This is a genomic window from Roseibium sp. RKSG952, assembly GCF_009711355.1.
In genome coordinates, this window is sequence record NZ_SMMF01000951.1 from 12,020 (window position 1) to 29,062 (window position 17,043).

The following is a 17,043-nucleotide window of genomic DNA, read 5'->3' on the forward strand; positions in this document are numbered from 1 at the left end:
CAATGCCCGGCCCTATCGCCGCTGATCAGATCCTACGTGTTCCCTTGTTGCCGCTGTTGGCAGCGCAGGGCCTGTCCGTTCGGCGCAATGCGCAATTGCTCCCGGAACCAACAGGCCCACGCGAAGGGCGCGAAGGGCGAGGGCCACGGCTGCGATTGCTGCTCGCCGGGGACAGCTCTGCCGCAGGTGTCGGTGCCGGAACCCAAAAGCAGGCTTTGTCCGGCCAACTGGTGCGGCAACTGGGCAAACACTACACGGTCGAGTGGCGGCTGGAGGCTACCACCGGCCATACCACCCGTGACACCATTGAACGGTTGCAAAACATCGAAGGTCGTTACGATGTCGCTGTAACCGCGCTGGGTGTGAATGATGTCACCCGTGCGGTGACCAAAGCACAGTTCATGCACAGGCAAACCCGGTTGCTGAAGCTGCTCACTGAAACCCTGGGAACCCGTCGCATAGTGCTGACCGGCGTTCCTCAGATGCACCGGTTTCCAGCCTTGCCACAACCATTGGCCTGGGTACTAGGTAGACAGGCAGGTCGGCTTGATCACGGGTTGCAGCAGGTTGCGGCGTCTTTTACGCAAGCCCGTCATCTTTCGCTGAGTTTACCCGATGACCCGGCACTGGCCGCACCGGATGGATATCATCCAAGCCCAAAGGCTTACGCGATCTGGGCAGAGGAAGTGGCGCAGATCATCCGCGATCAGGGCTGAGCCCGCATCTGCCGCACCATCGGAATAGAATAGATTACCAGTGCAGCCCAAATCATGGGAAACGCAATCATGCGGCCCCGGTCAATGTGTTCTCCGAACAGTGTGATCGCGGTGATGAAGATCATGGTTGGTGCAATGTACTGCAGGATGCCCATTGTCGACAGGCGCACCAGCTTGGCCCCATTCGCATAGATCAACAACGGGACTGCAGTCACCACGCCCGCACCGGCCAGCAAAAGTGTATCAGTCGTTGCGGCGCCGAAATGCCCGGTGCCTTGCGCACCCAACCATGTGACATAGGCGAGCGCCGGGATCAGCAGGATCAGCACTTCAAGCAGAAAACCCTGATTGGGACCGATCGGAAGCGACCTCTTGAAGAAAGCGTAGAAACCCCAACTGACCATAAGACCCAATGCGGCCCAGGGGAGTTTTCCTGCCTCAAGCACCAGAACAAGGACGCCCAGCGCAGCCAGTGCCACAGCTGCCAATTGCGTTCGGTTCAGCGGCTCACGCAGAAGGATCGCGCCCAGCGCGATGCTGAACAGAGGATTAATATAGTAGCCCAGCGCTGCATCCAACGCATTGCCGCTGGCGATTGCCCAAACATAAATCGCCCAGTTGACCGAGATCAGGGCTGCAGTCAGACAGGCCATTCCAAGCATTTTCGGATTGCGCAAAGCCGCCTTCAGATCACGGGTACGTCCCAGCGCAATCAGCAATAGCCCCGCGATGGGGATCGACCAGATGATCCGGTGCGCCACGACCTCGACCGGAGAGATGTGCGCAATTGCCTTCATGTAGAGCGGAAGGAACCCCCAAAGAAGGTAGGCCGTAATGGCCAGCGCCAAACCCTTAGGGGTGTCGACATTCTCTGGTTTCACAGGTTCAGTCATGGTTTGTCTCCGCATGATACCGTTTGTCTTTACGGCACGTCGAGCGGGTAAGGGAACTGCGAAAACTGTGAGGTGGGGTATCAAGAAAATTGATAAGTTGTGGTCAACGGCGATCTGTGAACCACAAACGAAAACGGGGCGCGCTAAGCGCCCCGCTCAACTATTCACCGTGAAGGATCAGACCTTCACGCGTTCGGATTTTGGATCGTACATCGGCTTCAGCGAAGCCTCGGCTTTCACTTTCACACCGCAAACGTCGATCTCGTAGGTCGATGCCAGCACGTCGGCCGCTTTTTCGCCTTCGCAAGGCACATAACCCAGACCGATGGCGCCACCCAGCGTATGACCATAATTGCCCGAGCTGAGATAGCCGACGTATTCACCGTCACGGATGATCGGCTCGTTGTGGAACAGCAGTGGTTCGGCTTCGGTCAGCTTGAACTGGACCAGACGGTTTTTCGGGCCGCTTTCCTTGCGCGCGATCACTGCCTCTCGGCCGATGAAGTCGCTGCCCTTGTCCACCTTGACCGCAAAACCAAGACCCGCATCAACAACGTGATCTTCGCAGGTGATGTCGTGGCCAAAGTGGCGGAAGCCCTTTTCGATCCGAGCGCTGTCCATCATGTGCATGCCGCACAGTTTCAGTCCCATGTCCTGCCCCGCTTCGTGCAGGGTTTCGAACACGTGACCAGCCATGTCGGAGGAGACATAGATTTCCCAACCAAGCTCACCCACATACGTAACACGGTGCGCACGCGCCAGGCCCATGCCGATCTCGATTTCCTGTGCAGTGCCAAAGGGATTGGTCGCGTTGGTGAAATCGTTCGGTGAAACCTTCTCGAGCAGAGTGCGTGCGTTGGGGCCCATCACCGCCAGAACACCTTCACCCGCTGTCACATCAGTGATGACCACGTTGAAGTTGCCCGCGTGACGCTGCATCCAGGTCTGATCCGCCAGACGAGTCGCTGCTGGGGTAACCACCAGATACGACGTTTCAGTCAGACGCGTTACAGTAACGTCAGCTTCGATCCCGCCTGTCCGGTTGAGGAACTGGGTGTAAACGATCTTGCCGTTCGGCACCGAGTAGTCGCCGCCACCCACGTAGTTCATGAATGCTTCGGCATCCGGGCCTTCGACCCGGATCTTACCGAACGAAGACATGTCGTACATGCCAACGTTTTCGCGCACGGCCTTATGTTCAGCGGCCGAATTCTCGAACCAGTTCTGACGCTTCCAGCTGTACTGGTACTCCCGCTCCTGCCCTTCATTCGCAAACCAGTTGGCACGTTCCCAACCTGCAAGCTCGCCAAATACAGCGCCCTGTTCTTTCAGGTGGTGATGGAACGGAGTACGGCGCACACCACGTGCCGTGGCCTTTTGACGATAGGGATAGTGATCGGCATAAAGCAGGCCCAGCGTTTCTTTCGAACGCTCAAACAGGTATTGTTTGTTGCCTTGGAACGGTTGCATCCGGCTGATGTCTACATCGCCCAGATCAAAGGGTTTCTCTCCGGTATCCATCCACTCGGCCAGCGCCATACCCGCACCACCGGCAGATTGAATACCGATCGAATTGAAGCCTGCCGCGATCCAGACATTATCCATCTCAGGTGCCAGACCCAAGTGATACGCATCATCCGGCGTGAAGGATTCAGGACCGTTGAAGAAGGTATGAATGCCTGCTTCGGCCAGCATCGGCATCCGGTTACAGGCCGCTTCGAGGATCGGTTCAAAGTGATCGAAGTCTTCGGGCAGTTGGTCAAACTCGAACGTATCCGGGATACCGTCCATGGCCCAAGGCTTGGCGTTGGGCTCGAATGCGCCCAGCAGAATTTTCCCGGCATCTTCCTTGTAATAGGCGCATTCGTCTGGAACCCGCAGAACCGGCAACTGGGACAGTCCGTCGATATTTTCGGTCACGATGTAGAAATGCTCGCATGCGTGTAGCGGTACGTTAACACCGGCCATACGACCAACTTCATGCCCCCACATGCCAGCACAGTTCACAACCATATCGCATTCGATGTGACCCGAGGCGCTGCCATCACCGGCAACCCAGTCGACGCCGGTTACTTTGCGCCCGTCTTTGACGATATCGGTGACCTTCACGCGTTCCTTGACGATACCGCCACGCTGACGCGCACCTTTGGCCAGAGCCAGCGCAATATTGGCCGGATCGCCCTGACCGTCGAGCGGCAGATGAACAGCGCCCTTGACCCCTTCGAGGTTCAGATGGGGATACAGTTCCTGCACACGCTCGTTGGAAATCTCTTCAACTTCGACACCAAAGGCGCGAGCCATAGCTGCCTGACGGTAAATCTCTTCCTTGCGCTCATCGGTCAGTGCCACAGTGATTGAGCCGTTGCGCTTGAAGCCGGTAGCGACGCCAGTCTCTTCTTCAAGCGAGCCGTAGAGCTCCTGACTGTACTTTGCCAGCTTGGTCATGTTCGCTGTTGCCCGCAGCTGCGCGATCAGACCCGCCGCGTGCCAGGTCGTACCGGACGTCAGCTGCTTGCGTTCCAACAGGACAACATCAGTCCAGCCCTTTTTCGTCAGGTGATAGGCAACAGAACATCCGATCACACCGCCGCCAACAATGACCACGCGGGCTTTGGTAGGAAGATCAACCATGGTGAAGACTCCGAATTTTAGCTGAATTCTGACTGACACGAATTGCCGACAGAAAACCCATCAAAAACGTCAGAGCATCCGTAATAATCACCGATGTGAGGCTTGCCGCTTTTCTCGCCGCAGAACAAATGGCGTAATGCCAAAGTAACTCTTGTAGACAGAAGAGAATCCGTTGGGAAAACCGCAGGCGAGTCCGATCTCGCGAACACTCATGGTCGTGTTCAGAAGCAGATTGTTGGCCTTGGCCAGACGCATTTCACGATAGAATCCGTTGGGAGTTGTTCCGAAAAACGATTTGAACTTTCGCTCAAGCGACCTGTTTGAAAGATGCAGCTCCTCAACGATCCGGTTGATCGGCAAAGGCTCTTCAATGTTTGCCTGCATAAGCTTGATGCACTGATCCAGCTTGGCGTCTCCGGTTGCGGTGTTTTTGGCACCCGAAAATGGCTGCATTGACGAAAAGTCGCGAATATTCTCATGCAACATAATGTCGGCGACCGTCATCTTGGCCGGGCCGGAAATGTGACGCCCGATCACGGCCAAAGCAATATCCGTCGTGGCCTCCATCCCTGCACAGGTGACGACCCCTCCCTGTTCGGTTGCGATTGACAGCTTGGCTTCAAACTGAGCACCGCGTTCCCGCAGGAATGATGCATTTTCCCAATGGGTTGCCAGATCAGCTGTCCCTTGCTCTTTGATGTAGCGACTGGCCGCCTCGGCCAGCAGAAACACCTGCGCGCCACGATAAGTGTAATCCGATACAATTCGGCCAAGCGAGAGATCCGGCTGATCCGGATCAGAATTGCCAATCACGAACAGATAATCCGCATCCGGCTGTGCAGATACGCTTTTGGTCGAAATCATTGCAGCACTGCTGCTTTCAATCGGCCCGCCCCTGATCGAACGATAGGTATAGGTAAAAGGTGGATGTGGGCAAACGCGGTTAGCAAGACGTATGACCTCGACCAAAGAGGCCAATTCCAGCAGCACATATCCCGGCGCCACCAGAATATCGAAGTGTTTCTGCTTCGTCTTGTTTGGCGATTCATCCGGCCTTTTATTGTCAGCCATCATCCTCTCCTCAAACGATTCGATGCCCGGCATTGCGCAGGTTTTGGGCTAGTGTTTCGATGTGGTCTGGGCCAACTTCGCAGCATCCACCCACAATCGTTGCGCCTTGGGCAATCCACGTCATCGCGTGTTCTGCATAGGCTTCCGGTCCGAGATCTTTGCGTTGCTCAAGCGCATCGACAGTCGGCGCGTCCTTCAGAAACCCCTCGGAGATGCGCGTGAACCCATTTGCATAAGCGCCAAACGGGCGACCCGCTTCCGAAACTATGGCCAGCGCAGCCGGAATCGCCTCGGGTCGGGAGCAGTTGATCAGAACGGCCTCGACATCAAAACGTTCAATCACCGGAATGATATCAGCTAGCGCCTCACCTGAACGCAGGTGGGTGCCGTCTTCATCCATAACGGTCAACGCCAGCCAGACAGGCTTGCCACAGCCCTGAGTTCCTCGCAGCGCACCTTCCGCCTCTTGCAATGACGACACGGTTTCGATGAGAAACAGATCGACACGATCCGCCATCTTACGAACGATTTCCGAGTACCTTTCTGCGGCTTCGTCCGGATCCGGTTTCAGATCCGGGCGATACGAGGCAAGCAACGGACCAAGTGATCCGGCGATACGACCTTCAGCCCCCTCACGCGCCTTTTCGGCTTGCGAAACTGCCGTGTCGATCAGGGAATCCATCTGATCTTCCATTCCAACGCGTACGAGGCGTGACCGATGCACCGCATAGGTGTTGGTCGTGGCTATGGTCGCACCCCGCCGAAAGTACTCAGCATGAACATCACCGACCAAATCGGGGTAATCAATCATAACACGCGTCGACCAAAGCGGTGTCGCTCTGTCACCGCTGCGCTGTACCAGCTCCTGACCGATCGAACCGTCGAGCAGAGTTATGTCAGCCATGGATCAGCCTCCTTAAGGGATCAGGACAAGTTTTCCCGCAAGCGCCTTGGATTGAAAATCCTCCTGCGCTTTCGCAATTTCGTTCAACGGATAGGTTTTTGAGATCAGGGGTTTGATCTGGCCTTCGTTCATCATCCCGACAAGACGGCCGAAGACCTCATAGGCCTGGTGGGTACATCCGTGGATGGTAATGTCACGCAGGTAGATTTCGCGCAGGTCTGCCTCGACAATCGGACCGGCAATCGCGCCGGACACGGCATAGTGCCCGCCGGGCTTCACCGCGCGTATGAGACCGGGCCAAGCAGGTCCACCAACGACATCAATCACAACGTCGAACATCTCTTTGGGAAGGTTGGCATCGCGGGCAAATGTGTCCGTTGCACCCTGCCCTATGACAAAATCCGCCTTGGTTGAACTGGTCACCCCCCAGACTGCGGCACCGCGTAACGCCGCCAACTGCACAGCAGCCAACCCCACACCGCCAGATGCGCCGGTAACCAGAACTTTGTGTCCTGCGGTTACGCCTGCGCGTGTCAGCAGGTTTTCAGCAGTCCCAAAGGCACACGGGATTGCAGCAATTTCGATGTCAGTCAGCGGGGATGCTGAAACATCATAGAGATCGTTCGCTTCGACCAGACAATATTGGGCAAATGCACCGTCGATCTCAGAACCCAACGCAATGAACCCCTGAGGATTTCCGGGGCGCGGGCGCGGCAAATTGATAGGACAGGTAACTCGCTGGCCAGGATTAAAGGAAACACCCGGTCCAACTGCCTCAACCATCCCACACAGATCACCACCCTGAATGCGAGGAAAAGCTAGGGCACCGCCCCAACCGCCTGCCTCAACATCCTGTTCAACAGCATCCGTCGCAGCCGTCACATCAGACGAGTACCACCCGATCCGGGTATTGATATCCGTGTTGTTGACCCCTGCTGCAGCAACTTTGACCAGAACCTGACCGGGTCCGGGCGTTGGAACAGGGATATCGTCCCTCCATTCCAGCACCTCCGGCCCGCCGTGACGGGTCAGGTAAACTCCGGACATTGTCTTTGGTGTTGCCATGACGTCCCTTTCAGACAGTGTCGTCGGGATGCGCGGGAACCGGTCCCATGGGGATGATGTCATAGCGACTGTTGAGTTCGGCCATCTTGGCCTCGTCTGCAAAATCAGCCTCAGTCATTGTTGCAAGTTCAGCCAGAAACCCGTCGAAACCCGAAGGCTGAAAGATCATCAGCATCCGGGCCGGAGCGTTATTGGCGACGCGACAGGCATGCGGTACGCCGGGCGGAACATGCATTGTCGTCCCTTGCGTGCAGCGATGCCAATCCCCGTCGACATAGAAATCGACCTCGCCCTCAAGAAAGTAAAAGGTCTCGGCATGCGTATCATGCCGATGCAAACCCAGCGCAAAGCTGGATTTGAGATTGTCCTCCATGAGCGTATAGGCGCCACCGGTGTCCTGACCGGACACTTTGACAAAGGTATGATCGTTTTCCCAGTCATAGTTGGGACCCTCACCGGGTCCCAGTTTGGCGTACCTTGTGCCCATGGAGGCCTCCTTATCGCGATCAGGCGCGGAGCCGCTCGTTTTCAGCATCCCAGAGCGGCTGATCTTCCTGTACCACAGCGCGGCACTTTTCGCCGTAGATTTCGACCTCAAGCTCGGTACCCGGCACCGCCAGATCAGGGCGAACCATGCCCAGCGCGACTGACGCGTTGATGCGATAGCCCCATGCGCCAGAGGTGGTTTCGCCAACGATCTGACCATCATGCCAGATGCAGGACATGTACGGCGCGTCGCAATCCTTGGCATCGACCAGCAAGGTTACGAATTGCTTCTTCGCGCCCTGCTGCTTTTCGTTCAGGATTGCAGCCTTGCCGGGGAAGTCCTGCGGTTTATCGAGTTTAACAAACCGACCCAGACCACCTTCGAGCAGCGAGAAGTCAGTCGACAGATCGCCTTTCCACGCGCGGTATCCCTTTTCGATGCGCAGGCTGTTGAGCGCATACATTCCAAAGGGCTTGGCGCCTGCATCGATGATTGCCCCATAGATCGCGGGCATATGCTCGTTCAGGGCGTGCACTTCCCAGCCCAACTCTCCGGCGAAGGAAACGCGGATCAGATAGGCAGGCTGGCCAGCAACAGTTGCCGATTGGTGGGTCAGCCATCCGGTCGACAGATCTGCATCGGTCAGACCCGACAGGATCTCTCGCGATTTCGGACCGGTCACGATCAGCGTGTCACGGGTTGTGGTCACATCATCGACTGTGACGCTGGCAGGCATAGCATTGATCAGGATGTCCCGATCATGCCACTGAGCAGTTGCAGCTGTGATCATCATGAACTCGTCATCACCCAGACGGATACAGGACATCTCGGTCAGAATGCGGCCACGGTCGTCCGAGACATAGATCAGGTTCATCCGGCCTACTTTTGGCAACCCACCGGTTGCGAGACCGCGCAATGCCTCAGCGGCACCCTCTCCTTTGACCATGAAGCGCGAGAAGCCTGGCAAATCCAAAACGCCACAATGATCCCGCACGGCCTCGCATTCTTCCTTGATCCGTTGCTCCCAAGGGCCGGAACGACCCCATGTGTGAGTGCTTTCCTCGCTTACATCATCACCGGGCTGCGCGAACCAGTTGGCACGCTCCCAGCCGTTGTAAGCACCCATGACACCACCCAGTTCCTTAACCTTGGCATGCACCGGCGACAGTTTCTTGTCGCGCGCTGCAGGCCATTCGTGGTGTGGGAAGTGCATGGCGTATTCGTTGCCGTAGACTTCCAGTCCTTTCTGGTTGCAGTAGTCCTGATCGGTGTAGTCGGTGTAGCGGCGCGGATCGACGGCCCACATGTCCCACTCGGTGAAACCATCGACAATCCACTCGGCCAGCACTTTGCCGGCACCACCACCTTGCGCGATACCGAAGGTGAATGTGTGTGCCTCAAATGCGTTCTGAACACCCGGCATCGGACCAATCAGCGGCAGACCGTCCGGGGCGTATGGGATCGGTCCGTTGATCACACGACCAACGCCCGATGTCGCCATCAGCGGCACGCGCTCCATCGCGTCGGTGACGATATCCTCGATGCGGTCCAGATCATCGTTCCACAGCTGGAAGCTGAAGTCTTCGGGCATCGGATCATCCTCGGTCATCCAATGGCCCTTGCAGTTGGGCTCATACGGACCAAGGTTGAAGCCGTTCTTTTCCTGCCGCAGATAGTAAGAGATATCCACGTCACGCAGCAGCGGCAGTTTCTTACCACCGTTTTCCTTCGACCAGGCTTCGATTTCAGGCACTTCGTCCGTCAACAAATACTGGTGGCTCATGACCATCGCAGGAACGGTTCGCCCGCCGAACGGCTTGAACCATTCACCTACACGTTGCGCATAGTATCCGGCCGCGTTCACGACATAGTCACAGTCGATATCACCCTTTTCGGTGTGCACGGTCCATGTGCCATCTTCCTTCTGCGTCACACCGGTCGCAGGGGTGAACCGCAAAATCTTCTGACCCATGTCGCGGGCGCCTTTGGCCAACGCCTGCGTCAGCTGCGCCGGGTCGATGTCACCATCGCTTGGGTCAAACAGCACGCCCTCAAGGTCGTGGGTTTCAAGGAACGGGTATTGGTCCTTGGCCTGTTCCGGCGTCCACATCTCCATCTCGATGCCCTGATAGCGGCCCATGGCGCATGCGCGCTCGAACTCCTGCATCCGCTCTTTGCTGTGTGCCAGACGGATCGAGCCGGACTGATGATAGTTCATCGGATAGTCGACCTCTTCCCCAAGGCGCGCATACAGCTCGGTTGAGTAGCGCTGCATGTTCATGATCGCCCAAGAGGTCGAGAAGGTAGGCACGTTACCAGCCGCGTGCCAGGTCGAGCCAGCAGTCAGCTCGTTCTTTTCCAGCAAAACGCAGTCAGTCCAGCCCTTTTTGGCCAGATGGTAGAGCGAGGAGGCCCCCACCACACCGCCACCGATGATGACCACGCGGGCTTTCGTCGGAAAATCACTCATGTCTTTCAGTTCCTGTTATTGCGCCTCTTGAGGCAGGTCGTCCGTGATGTCGTAGTAGTCACCCTTGTCAGCCACAAAGATGTGGCGGGCGAGTTTCAGTCCGGTAGGTGCATCCAGCACTCCCATGGAAATCGAAATCGTGTCTTCGTCATTGTGCTGCCAGAACAGGAATGAACCGCAATTCCGGCAGAATCCGCGCCGGGCAATATCCGAGGCGCGGAACCAGCTAAGCGTATCGCTGGCCGTAAAGCTCAGATTGTCCTGATGAGTCCAGGTCGAGGCCCAGACATGGCCCGATTGCCTGCGACACTGGCCGCAATGGCAAACTGATGGTGGCGACAGCTCTCCTTCAATCGTGAAAGCCACCGAACCGCACAGACAAGAACCAGTATGCATTACCTTATCCTCTTGCTGCGGGCGTGGTGCTGGTTCCCAGCAACACACCGTAGATGATGAAACACGTCGCCATGACCCGGCGCACCCAGATGTTGAACACCGCGCCCAGCGCTGCTTTGCCCATCAGGGCACCCAGTAGTGTGAAGCCTGTGTAGCTGAGCGTTGTGATGAACAAAGCGGTCGGCATGATGACCGTCATTTGCTGCCAGATCGGCACATCGGGCTGCACGAACTGCGAAAACGCAGCAAGGTAACCGGCAACACTTTTTGGGTTGATTGTGGCAACGGCCAGCGCATGCAGATAGACGTGGCGCGCAGGGCGTTCCGTTGCAGGAGCCGGTTTAGTCGCGTTCATCCAACCGCGAACACCCAGCCAGATCAGAAAGCCGGCACCGATCAGCTTGGCAATAAAGAACCCTGTCGGAGAGGCCGCGATCAATGCGGTTATGCCTAACGCCGACAAGATCAGAAATGCACTGGCCTGTGTCAGGATCGCCAGCACGCCCAGCATCGCCTTGGGGAACGGCAGGCTCATCCCGTTTGAGATGCAGTTGACTGCATTCGGGCCCGGGGTGGTCACGAATACCACCCAGAAAACCGCAAATATGGTCCACGCCTCAAAGCTCATCAGTACACCGGTGGAGCGATGACCCAGACTGCAACAGCAGGCTCGTCATAGGGGTTGGACCATTGGTAGGGCTCGTGCTTGATCCGGAAACTGTCGCCGGGACCAACGGTGTATTCGCGATCTCCGATTTTCAGATCAAGCTGGCCAGAAACCAAATAGCCGACTTCCTGCGTGGGGCGGTTCGCCGGGGTTTGCATATGGGAGTGCGGCTGAAATGTGGAATGCACCATCTCGAAATCGTCGGTCAGATCGGGTGAAAGCAGCTCTTCGATTAGCCCTTCTTCGCCCGAACCCATGGGACGGCGTGATCCCGCGCGAACAATATGACCCTGTTCGTCAGCAGGTGCAGCCGAATGTGCGAACAACATCGACATCGGAACACCCAGACATTGAGCAATCTGCCGCAGATCAGAGATCGAGGGCTCTGACATGTCGCGTTCAACCTGACTGAACCAACCGACTGATCGATCAAGCTTGGCAGCTATCTCGGCAAGTGTCAGTCCGCGCGCCTTTCTCAAAGCACGGATATCGGCACCAAGTGTCGCGCTATGAGGGGCTTGGTCGTTCAAGAACCGCTCCGAATCTCGTGAAATTTTCTCCTCGTTTTTCACGATGCCTCGAATCGGTGAAAAAACCAAGCGTTTTTTCATTTGCTGCGATCATAGGCATTGGCTATGTCCGGCGCATGTGGATCGCGATCATGTATCTTTGGGCCATCAACGGGCTGACACTGTTGGCTTTTGGCTGGGACAAGCTGCGTGCTCGTCGCAAGAAGCGACGGATACCGGAACGCAGGATGTTGTGGCTGGCCGCTCTGGGCGGAAGCCCCGGCGCTCTGGTCGGGCGCTGGATTTTTCAGCACAAGACCCGCAAGCGCAGCTTTTCTGTCTGGTTATTCGCGATCACTGCTATTCAGTTGGCGACTTACTATTTAATAGCGTCAGGCGCTTTATCGCTACAATCGTGATCAAAGGCGAGCAATCATGCCTTACAAGGCACGCTGCAAATCATCCGCTGTAAGTACTGGCTGAATTTCAATTGATGCGTTGAGCGCTGCAAACAGCGGTTCGTTGAGCTTAGGCATCCGGGCCTGATCTGTTTCTTCAAAGATGATGATACCCATGCGCTTACCATCTTCGAGCGCGAAGTAAGACGCCTCGGCCTTGACCTCTTCGATCAGCCCGGCAATCGCCTTAACCAATGTACCGTCGCGCTCAGCCTCGTTTCCTTTTTCAACCGGAATCGTGAATTTCATCATCAAACGCATTGTGTTCTCCAATACTTGAACCTGCAGCGCTTGTATCAGAAACCGCTCAATCGCTCACGCGGTATCCACGCGCAGCGTTTTCTCAGACCTTTGAATCATCGTCTATGACTAGGCAAACACAGTCGACAAAATCGCACCAATCGCGTCTGCGTCAGCTTGGGTAAAGGCATCAGGCTGATCACTGTCGATATCAAAGACCGCTATGATTTCGCCCGCGGCATTCCGAACCGGCAGCACCAGTTCTGAACGTGTCGATGACGCGCAGGCAATGTGCCCCGGGAATGCATCCACATCCGGCACCAGTTGCGTTTCACCTGTGCGAGCAGCTGCACCGCAAACACCGCGCTCGAATGGAATGACAAGACAGCCGTGCCCGCCCTGATAAGGCCCTATCTTCAATAGACCCGGTTCAGTCACACGATAGAAACCCGTCCAGTCGAACCGATCATCCGAATGGTGCACTTCGCAGGTAACAGTCGCCATGAGTGCGACTTCATCGGTTTCACCTTCAGTCAGTGCAGCGATTGTCTTTGCAAGCGTGTCGTAATCGGCGGTCATGGCAATGCTCTTGATAGATTTGGGAAAGGACTTCCCTTTCCCAAACCCGGTTTCATTCGATCCGGAAGTATTTGGAAATAGCCGAGGCGTCAAACACGTTCGATCGCGATGGCCGTACCTTCACCACCCCCGATGCAAATGGCAGCCACACCTCGTTTGAGTCCGCGTTTCTCAAGCGCGTTCAGCAGTGTCACCATGATGCGAGCACCGGACGCACCGATAGGATGGCCCAGTGCACACGCACCACCGTTTACGTTTACCTTATCGCGCTGAAGACCCATTTCATGCATGAACGCCATCGGAACAACGGCGAAGGCTTCGTTGACTTCCCAAAGATCAACCTCATCAGCACTCCAACCGATCCGATCAAGAAGTTTCCGGGCAGCAGGAACGGGGGCCGTTGTGAAAAGACCCGGCGCTTGCGCATGGCTGGCGTGTCCGACAATCCTTGCACGCACCGTCAATCCCTTTGCCTCGGCCGCGTCTGCGGAAGCCAAAACCAGTGCGGCTGCACCATCTGAGATTGACGAGGAATTGGCAGCTGTCACGGTGCCATCCTTGCGGAAGGCTGGCTTCAGCGTCGGAATTTTCTCAGGGCGGGCAGATTTGGGCTGTTCATCTGCATCGTGAGAAGTTTCACCTTTGCGGCTTTTGACGAGAACCGAGGCGATTTCACCATCGAAAGCTCCACTCTCCTGCGCAGCCAGTGCATTCGACAACGACCTAAGCGCATACTCATCCTGCGCCTCGCGTGTGAATTGGTAGGCTTCAGCGCAGTCTTCCGCGAACGTCCCCATCAAACGGCCTTTTTCATAGGCATCTTCCAGACCATCCAGAAACATATGGTCTACGACCTGGCCATGGCCGATCCGGGCACCGCCGCGCATTTTGGGCAGAAGATACGGGGCGTTGGTCATGCTCTCCATTCCGCCAGCAACCATCGTAGCCGCATGGCCTAGCGAAATCTGGTCAAAGGCCATCATTGCCGCCTTCATGCCCGATCCGCACATCTTGTTCAGCGTGGTGGCCGGCACCTCTTCGCCAAGTCCCGCTGCGAATCCAGCCTGCCGAGCCGGAGCCTGACCCTGTCCGGCCGGAAGAACGCAGCCCATCAGCACTTCGTCTACTGTCGATGTACCCGCACCGTCGAGAGCTGCGCGGATAGCGGCCCCACCCAGATCAGCAGCGGCAACCCCATCAAACATACCCTGGAACCCACCCATCGGCGTCCGGGCGGCACCGGCGATCACGACCTCTTTCATCTCAACTCCTCCTCTTTTGATGAGTTGAATACCGAATGGTAAGAAATGCCGTCTAGCGTATTTCTACGAGGTTTTTTCAGTTTTGGAGAGTGGCGCCAATGGCTCTGACCAGCAGCACGACCGGCACGACGCAGGTTATTACAGTTCGCGCGGATCGGATTGATGCCGCCATGGCCATCCAATTCAAAGAGGACATGCGATGCCAAACCGAAGGCGGACCCACACGCGTCATACTGGACCTGAGCTCTGTCGAATTCATCGATTCCAGTGGTCTGGGAGCGATAGTCGCCTCGATGAAGCAACTCGGCAACGGGCGCACTCTGGATCTGGCCGGGCTTCATCCGGTTGTTGAAAAGGTATTTCGATTAACGCGCATGGACACCGTTTTCAGATTGTATCCAACCATGGACAGCGCCCTTTCGACGGCGGTGGAACAATAGTCGGCGGGAGTTGACGGGTGTGAACCGCAAGTGTGACAAGAAATGCCTTGAGCTGAGCTTTCCGGCAGTCGAAGCGGAGGCAAGCATTGGGATTGCGACGCTTAGCGCGCGATTGACCCAAAACGGTTTGCCTGAACACAAAACCGATGACGTCAAGATTGCCCTTGCAGAGGCCATCAATAACGTTGTCGAGCATGCCTATTCGGGAATAGCCCCGGCAAATGTGCAGGTGAATTGCCGCCTTTGCAAAGAACGTTTGGAAATCGTGATCTCGGATAGCGGTGCTCCGTTGCCCGGCCTGCGCATTCCTGACGGCAAACCGGCGGCATTGGGATCAAGCATTCAGAACCTGCCAGAAGGCGGATTTGGCTGGTTCCTGATCCACCAGCTTACAAGCGAAATTCGCTACGAACGGTATGACGGTAACAACCATTTGTGCTTGCGATTTGACCTGTAAGAGCGGCATCGAATGGCCACAATAACGCCGTTTTCGCACCATTGTCGCGCCGCAAACAAATGTGAAAAACAGAATGTAGCTCAGATAGCTTCCCTCGGCGCCTTGTGTCACAGCCCCCACCCAGTGAACGGCGCCGAGGAACTTCTCCTTGAAATGACTGGACAAACTTTAAGCGCGTTCTAGTGTCGGCGTGTTCAAAGGGAGAGCGGTATCATGCGTGATTTGCACATGCCGGGCCGATCCGAGGTTCTGGCGACTGAGGGGATGTGCGCAACATCTCATCCACTGGCGGCTAAGGTAGCTCTGGATATTCTGGCTCAAGGTGGCAATGCGATGGATGCCGCAATTGCAGGCGCGGTGTTGCTGGGTATTTGCGAACCTCAGATGACCGGCCTCGGCGGTGATTGCTTTGTGCTCTATAACCGCCCCGGTGAAAATAACATTCGCGCTTTGAACGGATCGGGCCGGGCCGCGTCCGCCGCGACAGCGCAATCGCTGCGTGCTCAAGGTCTGTCTGCTGTGCCGCTGAACAGCCCTGATGCAGTCACCATACCCGGCGCAGTGGATGCATTTTGTTATTTGGCAGAAACAGAAGGACGTCTGGGTCTCGATACCATTCTGCAACCAGCTATTCAGTACGCTGAGATTGGCGTGCCCGTCGCCCCGCGCGTGGCGTTTGACTGGGCAACCGGGGTCTCAACCTTGCAAGGTGCGGCGCGAGACCACTATCTGATCAACGGCAAAGCGCCCAAAATCGGGCAAGTTTTCCGCTCACCCGGGCAGGCAGAAGTCTTACGGCGAATTGCCACAGAAGGTCGGGATGCATTTTATTCAGGGGAAATTGCTGATGACATGATCGCCACCCTGACAGCCAAAGGTGGCGTACACACGGCCAAGGATTTCGCAGATACAAAGTGCAGTGAAACCCAACCGGTCAGTGGCGAGTATGGCGGCACGGAACTCGTCGAGCACCCACCAAACGGTCAAGGCGCAACTGCAATCCTTCTACTGAATATCTTGAAGCATTTCGATTTGGCCGGGATGGATCCATGGGGCGCCGAGCGCGTTCATATCGAGGCCGAAGCAACCAAGCTTGCCTATGATGCAAGGGACCGATTCATCGCGGATCCGAACTACACCACCCGAATGGAGCATTTTCTGGCGCCAGAAACCGCCGCAGAACTGGCTGCATTGATCAATCCACAAAAAGCGATGGCAGCCGCAGCGCCATTGACCGAGGCGGTTCACAAAGACACGGTTTACATCACGGTCGTGGACCGGGACCGTATGGCCGTATCACTCATCTATTCCATCTTTCACAGCTTCGGGTCGGGGATTGCTTCTGACAAGTTCGGGATTTTGCTGCAAAATCGGGGGGCCGGTTTCACACTCGAGGCGGGGCACCCTAACGAGCTTGGTGGCGGTAAACGTCCAATGCACACCATCATTCCCGGCATGTTGCGCCAGAACGGCAAGGTTACGATGCCATTTGGTGTAATGGGCGGCGCGTATCAGCCAACTGGCCATGCGCGCTTCTTGTCAAACCTCACCGATTTTGGCCTTGAACTGCAACAAGCAGTGGATGCGCCACGCGCCTTTGTCGAAGATGGCGCTTTGAAACTGGAACGAGGCTATTCAGATCAAGTTTCGGGACAATTATCCGAATTTGGCCACAATGTTGAGGTCAGGGAAACGCCATTAGGCGGAGCTCAGGCCATACGAATCCGTGAAGACGGAGTTCTGGAAGGTGCAAGTGACCCGCGAAAAGACGGTTGCGCCCTAGGCTATTGATGAAAAC

Annotated in this window: 18 protein-coding genes; 5 read left to right on the forward strand and 13 right to left on the reverse strand. The window is 56.3% G+C overall.

Going from position 1 to position 17,043, the window contains the following annotated elements; genetic code table 11:
- Positions 1-2 precede the first annotated feature (2 nt).
- Positions 3-716: an SGNH/GDSL hydrolase family protein gene (locus E1297_RS33440; protein ID WP_155145760.1), complete on the forward strand. Its 714-nt coding sequence runs from the start codon at positions 3-5 to the stop codon at positions 714-716.
- On the opposite strand, the gene rarD is transcribed toward E1297_RS33440, so the two are convergent.
- From rarD to E1297_RS33490, 10 genes are all read right to left on the reverse strand, one after another.
- Complete coding sequence (gene rarD / locus E1297_RS33445; protein WP_155145762.1) at positions 707-1,609, reverse strand: EamA family transporter RarD; 903 nt, start codon at positions 1,607-1,609, stop codon at positions 707-709. The two genes, E1297_RS33440 and rarD, sit on opposite strands and share 10 nt — an antisense overlap.
- A 177-nt stretch (positions 1,610-1,786) precedes the next feature.
- Positions 1,787-4,240: an FAD-dependent oxidoreductase gene (locus tag E1297_RS33450; RefSeq protein ID WP_155145764.1), complete on the reverse strand. Its 2,454-nt coding sequence runs from the start codon at positions 4,238-4,240 to the stop codon at positions 1,787-1,789.
- Between the two features lie 87 nt (positions 4,241-4,327).
- Complete coding sequence (locus tag E1297_RS33455) at positions 4,328-5,311, reverse strand: GlxA family transcriptional regulator (protein ID WP_155145766.1); 984 nt, start codon at positions 5,309-5,311, stop codon at positions 4,328-4,330.
- 10 nt (positions 5,312-5,321) lie between these two features.
- On the reverse strand, positions 5,322-6,215 hold the full coding sequence (locus tag E1297_RS33460; protein ID WP_155145769.1) for a homocysteine S-methyltransferase family protein: 894 nt from the start codon (positions 6,213-6,215) through the stop codon (positions 5,322-5,324).
- A 12-nt stretch (positions 6,216-6,227) separates the two neighbouring features.
- Positions 6,228-7,280 (reverse strand): alcohol dehydrogenase family protein, encoded by a 1,053-nt coding sequence (locus E1297_RS33465; protein ID WP_155145770.1) that lies wholly within the window; start codon positions 7,278-7,280, stop codon positions 6,228-6,230.
- Positions 7,281-7,290: 10 nt separating this feature from the next.
- On the reverse strand, positions 7,291-7,767 hold the full coding sequence (locus E1297_RS33470; protein WP_196223465.1) for a cupin domain-containing protein: 477 nt from the start codon (positions 7,765-7,767) through the stop codon (positions 7,291-7,293).
- A gap of 19 nt (positions 7,768-7,786) precedes the next feature.
- On the reverse strand, positions 7,787-10,237 hold the full coding sequence (locus E1297_RS33475; protein ID WP_155145774.1) for an FAD-dependent oxidoreductase: 2,451 nt from the start codon (positions 10,235-10,237) through the stop codon (positions 7,787-7,789).
- A 15-nt stretch (positions 10,238-10,252) separates the two neighbouring features.
- On the reverse strand, positions 10,253-10,633 hold the full coding sequence (locus E1297_RS33480) for a GFA family protein (RefSeq protein WP_155145776.1): 381 nt from the start codon (positions 10,631-10,633) through the stop codon (positions 10,253-10,255).
- A gap of 4 nt (positions 10,634-10,637) precedes the next feature.
- A complete protein-coding gene (locus E1297_RS33485; RefSeq protein WP_155145778.1) occupies positions 10,638-11,261 on the reverse strand; it encodes a LysE family translocator in 624 nt (207 codons plus the stop codon).
- Complete coding sequence (locus E1297_RS33490) at positions 11,261-11,830, reverse strand: helix-turn-helix domain-containing protein (RefSeq protein WP_155145780.1); 570 nt, start codon at positions 11,828-11,830, stop codon at positions 11,261-11,263. The genes E1297_RS33485 and E1297_RS33490 overlap by 1 nt, the downstream gene beginning before the upstream one ends.
- Between E1297_RS33490 and E1297_RS51365 the strand changes: the two genes are divergently transcribed.
- Positions 11,800-12,228 carry a DUF1294 domain-containing protein gene (locus tag E1297_RS51365; protein ID WP_368669774.1) on the forward strand — a complete coding sequence of 143 codons (429 nt, stop codon included), beginning with the start codon at positions 11,800-11,802 and terminating at the stop codon, positions 12,226-12,228. The two genes, E1297_RS33490 and E1297_RS51365, sit on opposite strands and share 31 nt — an antisense overlap.
- 21 nt (positions 12,229-12,249) lie before the next feature.
- On the opposite strand, the gene E1297_RS33500 is transcribed toward E1297_RS51365, so the two are convergent.
- From E1297_RS33500 to E1297_RS33510, 3 genes are all read right to left on the reverse strand, one after another.
- A complete protein-coding gene (locus tag E1297_RS33500; protein ID WP_155145782.1) occupies positions 12,250-12,528 on the reverse strand; it encodes a DUF3303 family protein in 279 nt (92 codons plus the stop codon).
- A gap of 108 nt (positions 12,529-12,636) precedes the next feature.
- On the reverse strand, positions 12,637-13,086 hold the full coding sequence (locus E1297_RS33505) for a GAF domain-containing protein (protein ID WP_155145784.1): 450 nt from the start codon (positions 13,084-13,086) through the stop codon (positions 12,637-12,639).
- 89 nt (positions 13,087-13,175) lie between these two features.
- Entirely contained in the window at positions 13,176-14,348 is a 1,173-nt protein-coding gene (locus tag E1297_RS33510) for an acetyl-CoA C-acyltransferase (protein WP_155145786.1), read from the reverse strand.
- Positions 14,349-14,446: 98 nt separating this feature from the next.
- Here E1297_RS33510 and E1297_RS33515 point away from each other — a divergent pair, with 98 nt between their 5' ends.
- From E1297_RS33515 to E1297_RS33525, 3 genes are all read left to right on the forward strand, one after another.
- Positions 14,447-14,788, forward strand: a complete 342-nt coding sequence (locus tag E1297_RS33515; protein ID WP_155145788.1) for an STAS domain-containing protein — start codon at positions 14,447-14,449, stop codon at positions 14,786-14,788.
- A gap of 19 nt (positions 14,789-14,807) precedes the next feature.
- On the forward strand, positions 14,808-15,245 hold the full coding sequence (locus tag E1297_RS33520) for an ATP-binding protein (protein ID WP_209016161.1): 438 nt from the start codon (positions 14,808-14,810) through the stop codon (positions 15,243-15,245).
- A gap of 213 nt (positions 15,246-15,458) precedes the next feature.
- Positions 15,459-17,036 carry a gamma-glutamyltransferase family protein gene (locus tag E1297_RS33525; protein ID WP_155145791.1) on the forward strand — a complete coding sequence of 526 codons (1,578 nt, stop codon included), beginning with the start codon at positions 15,459-15,461 and terminating at the stop codon, positions 17,034-17,036.
- The last annotated feature ends 7 nt before the right edge of the window (positions 17,037-17,043 follow it).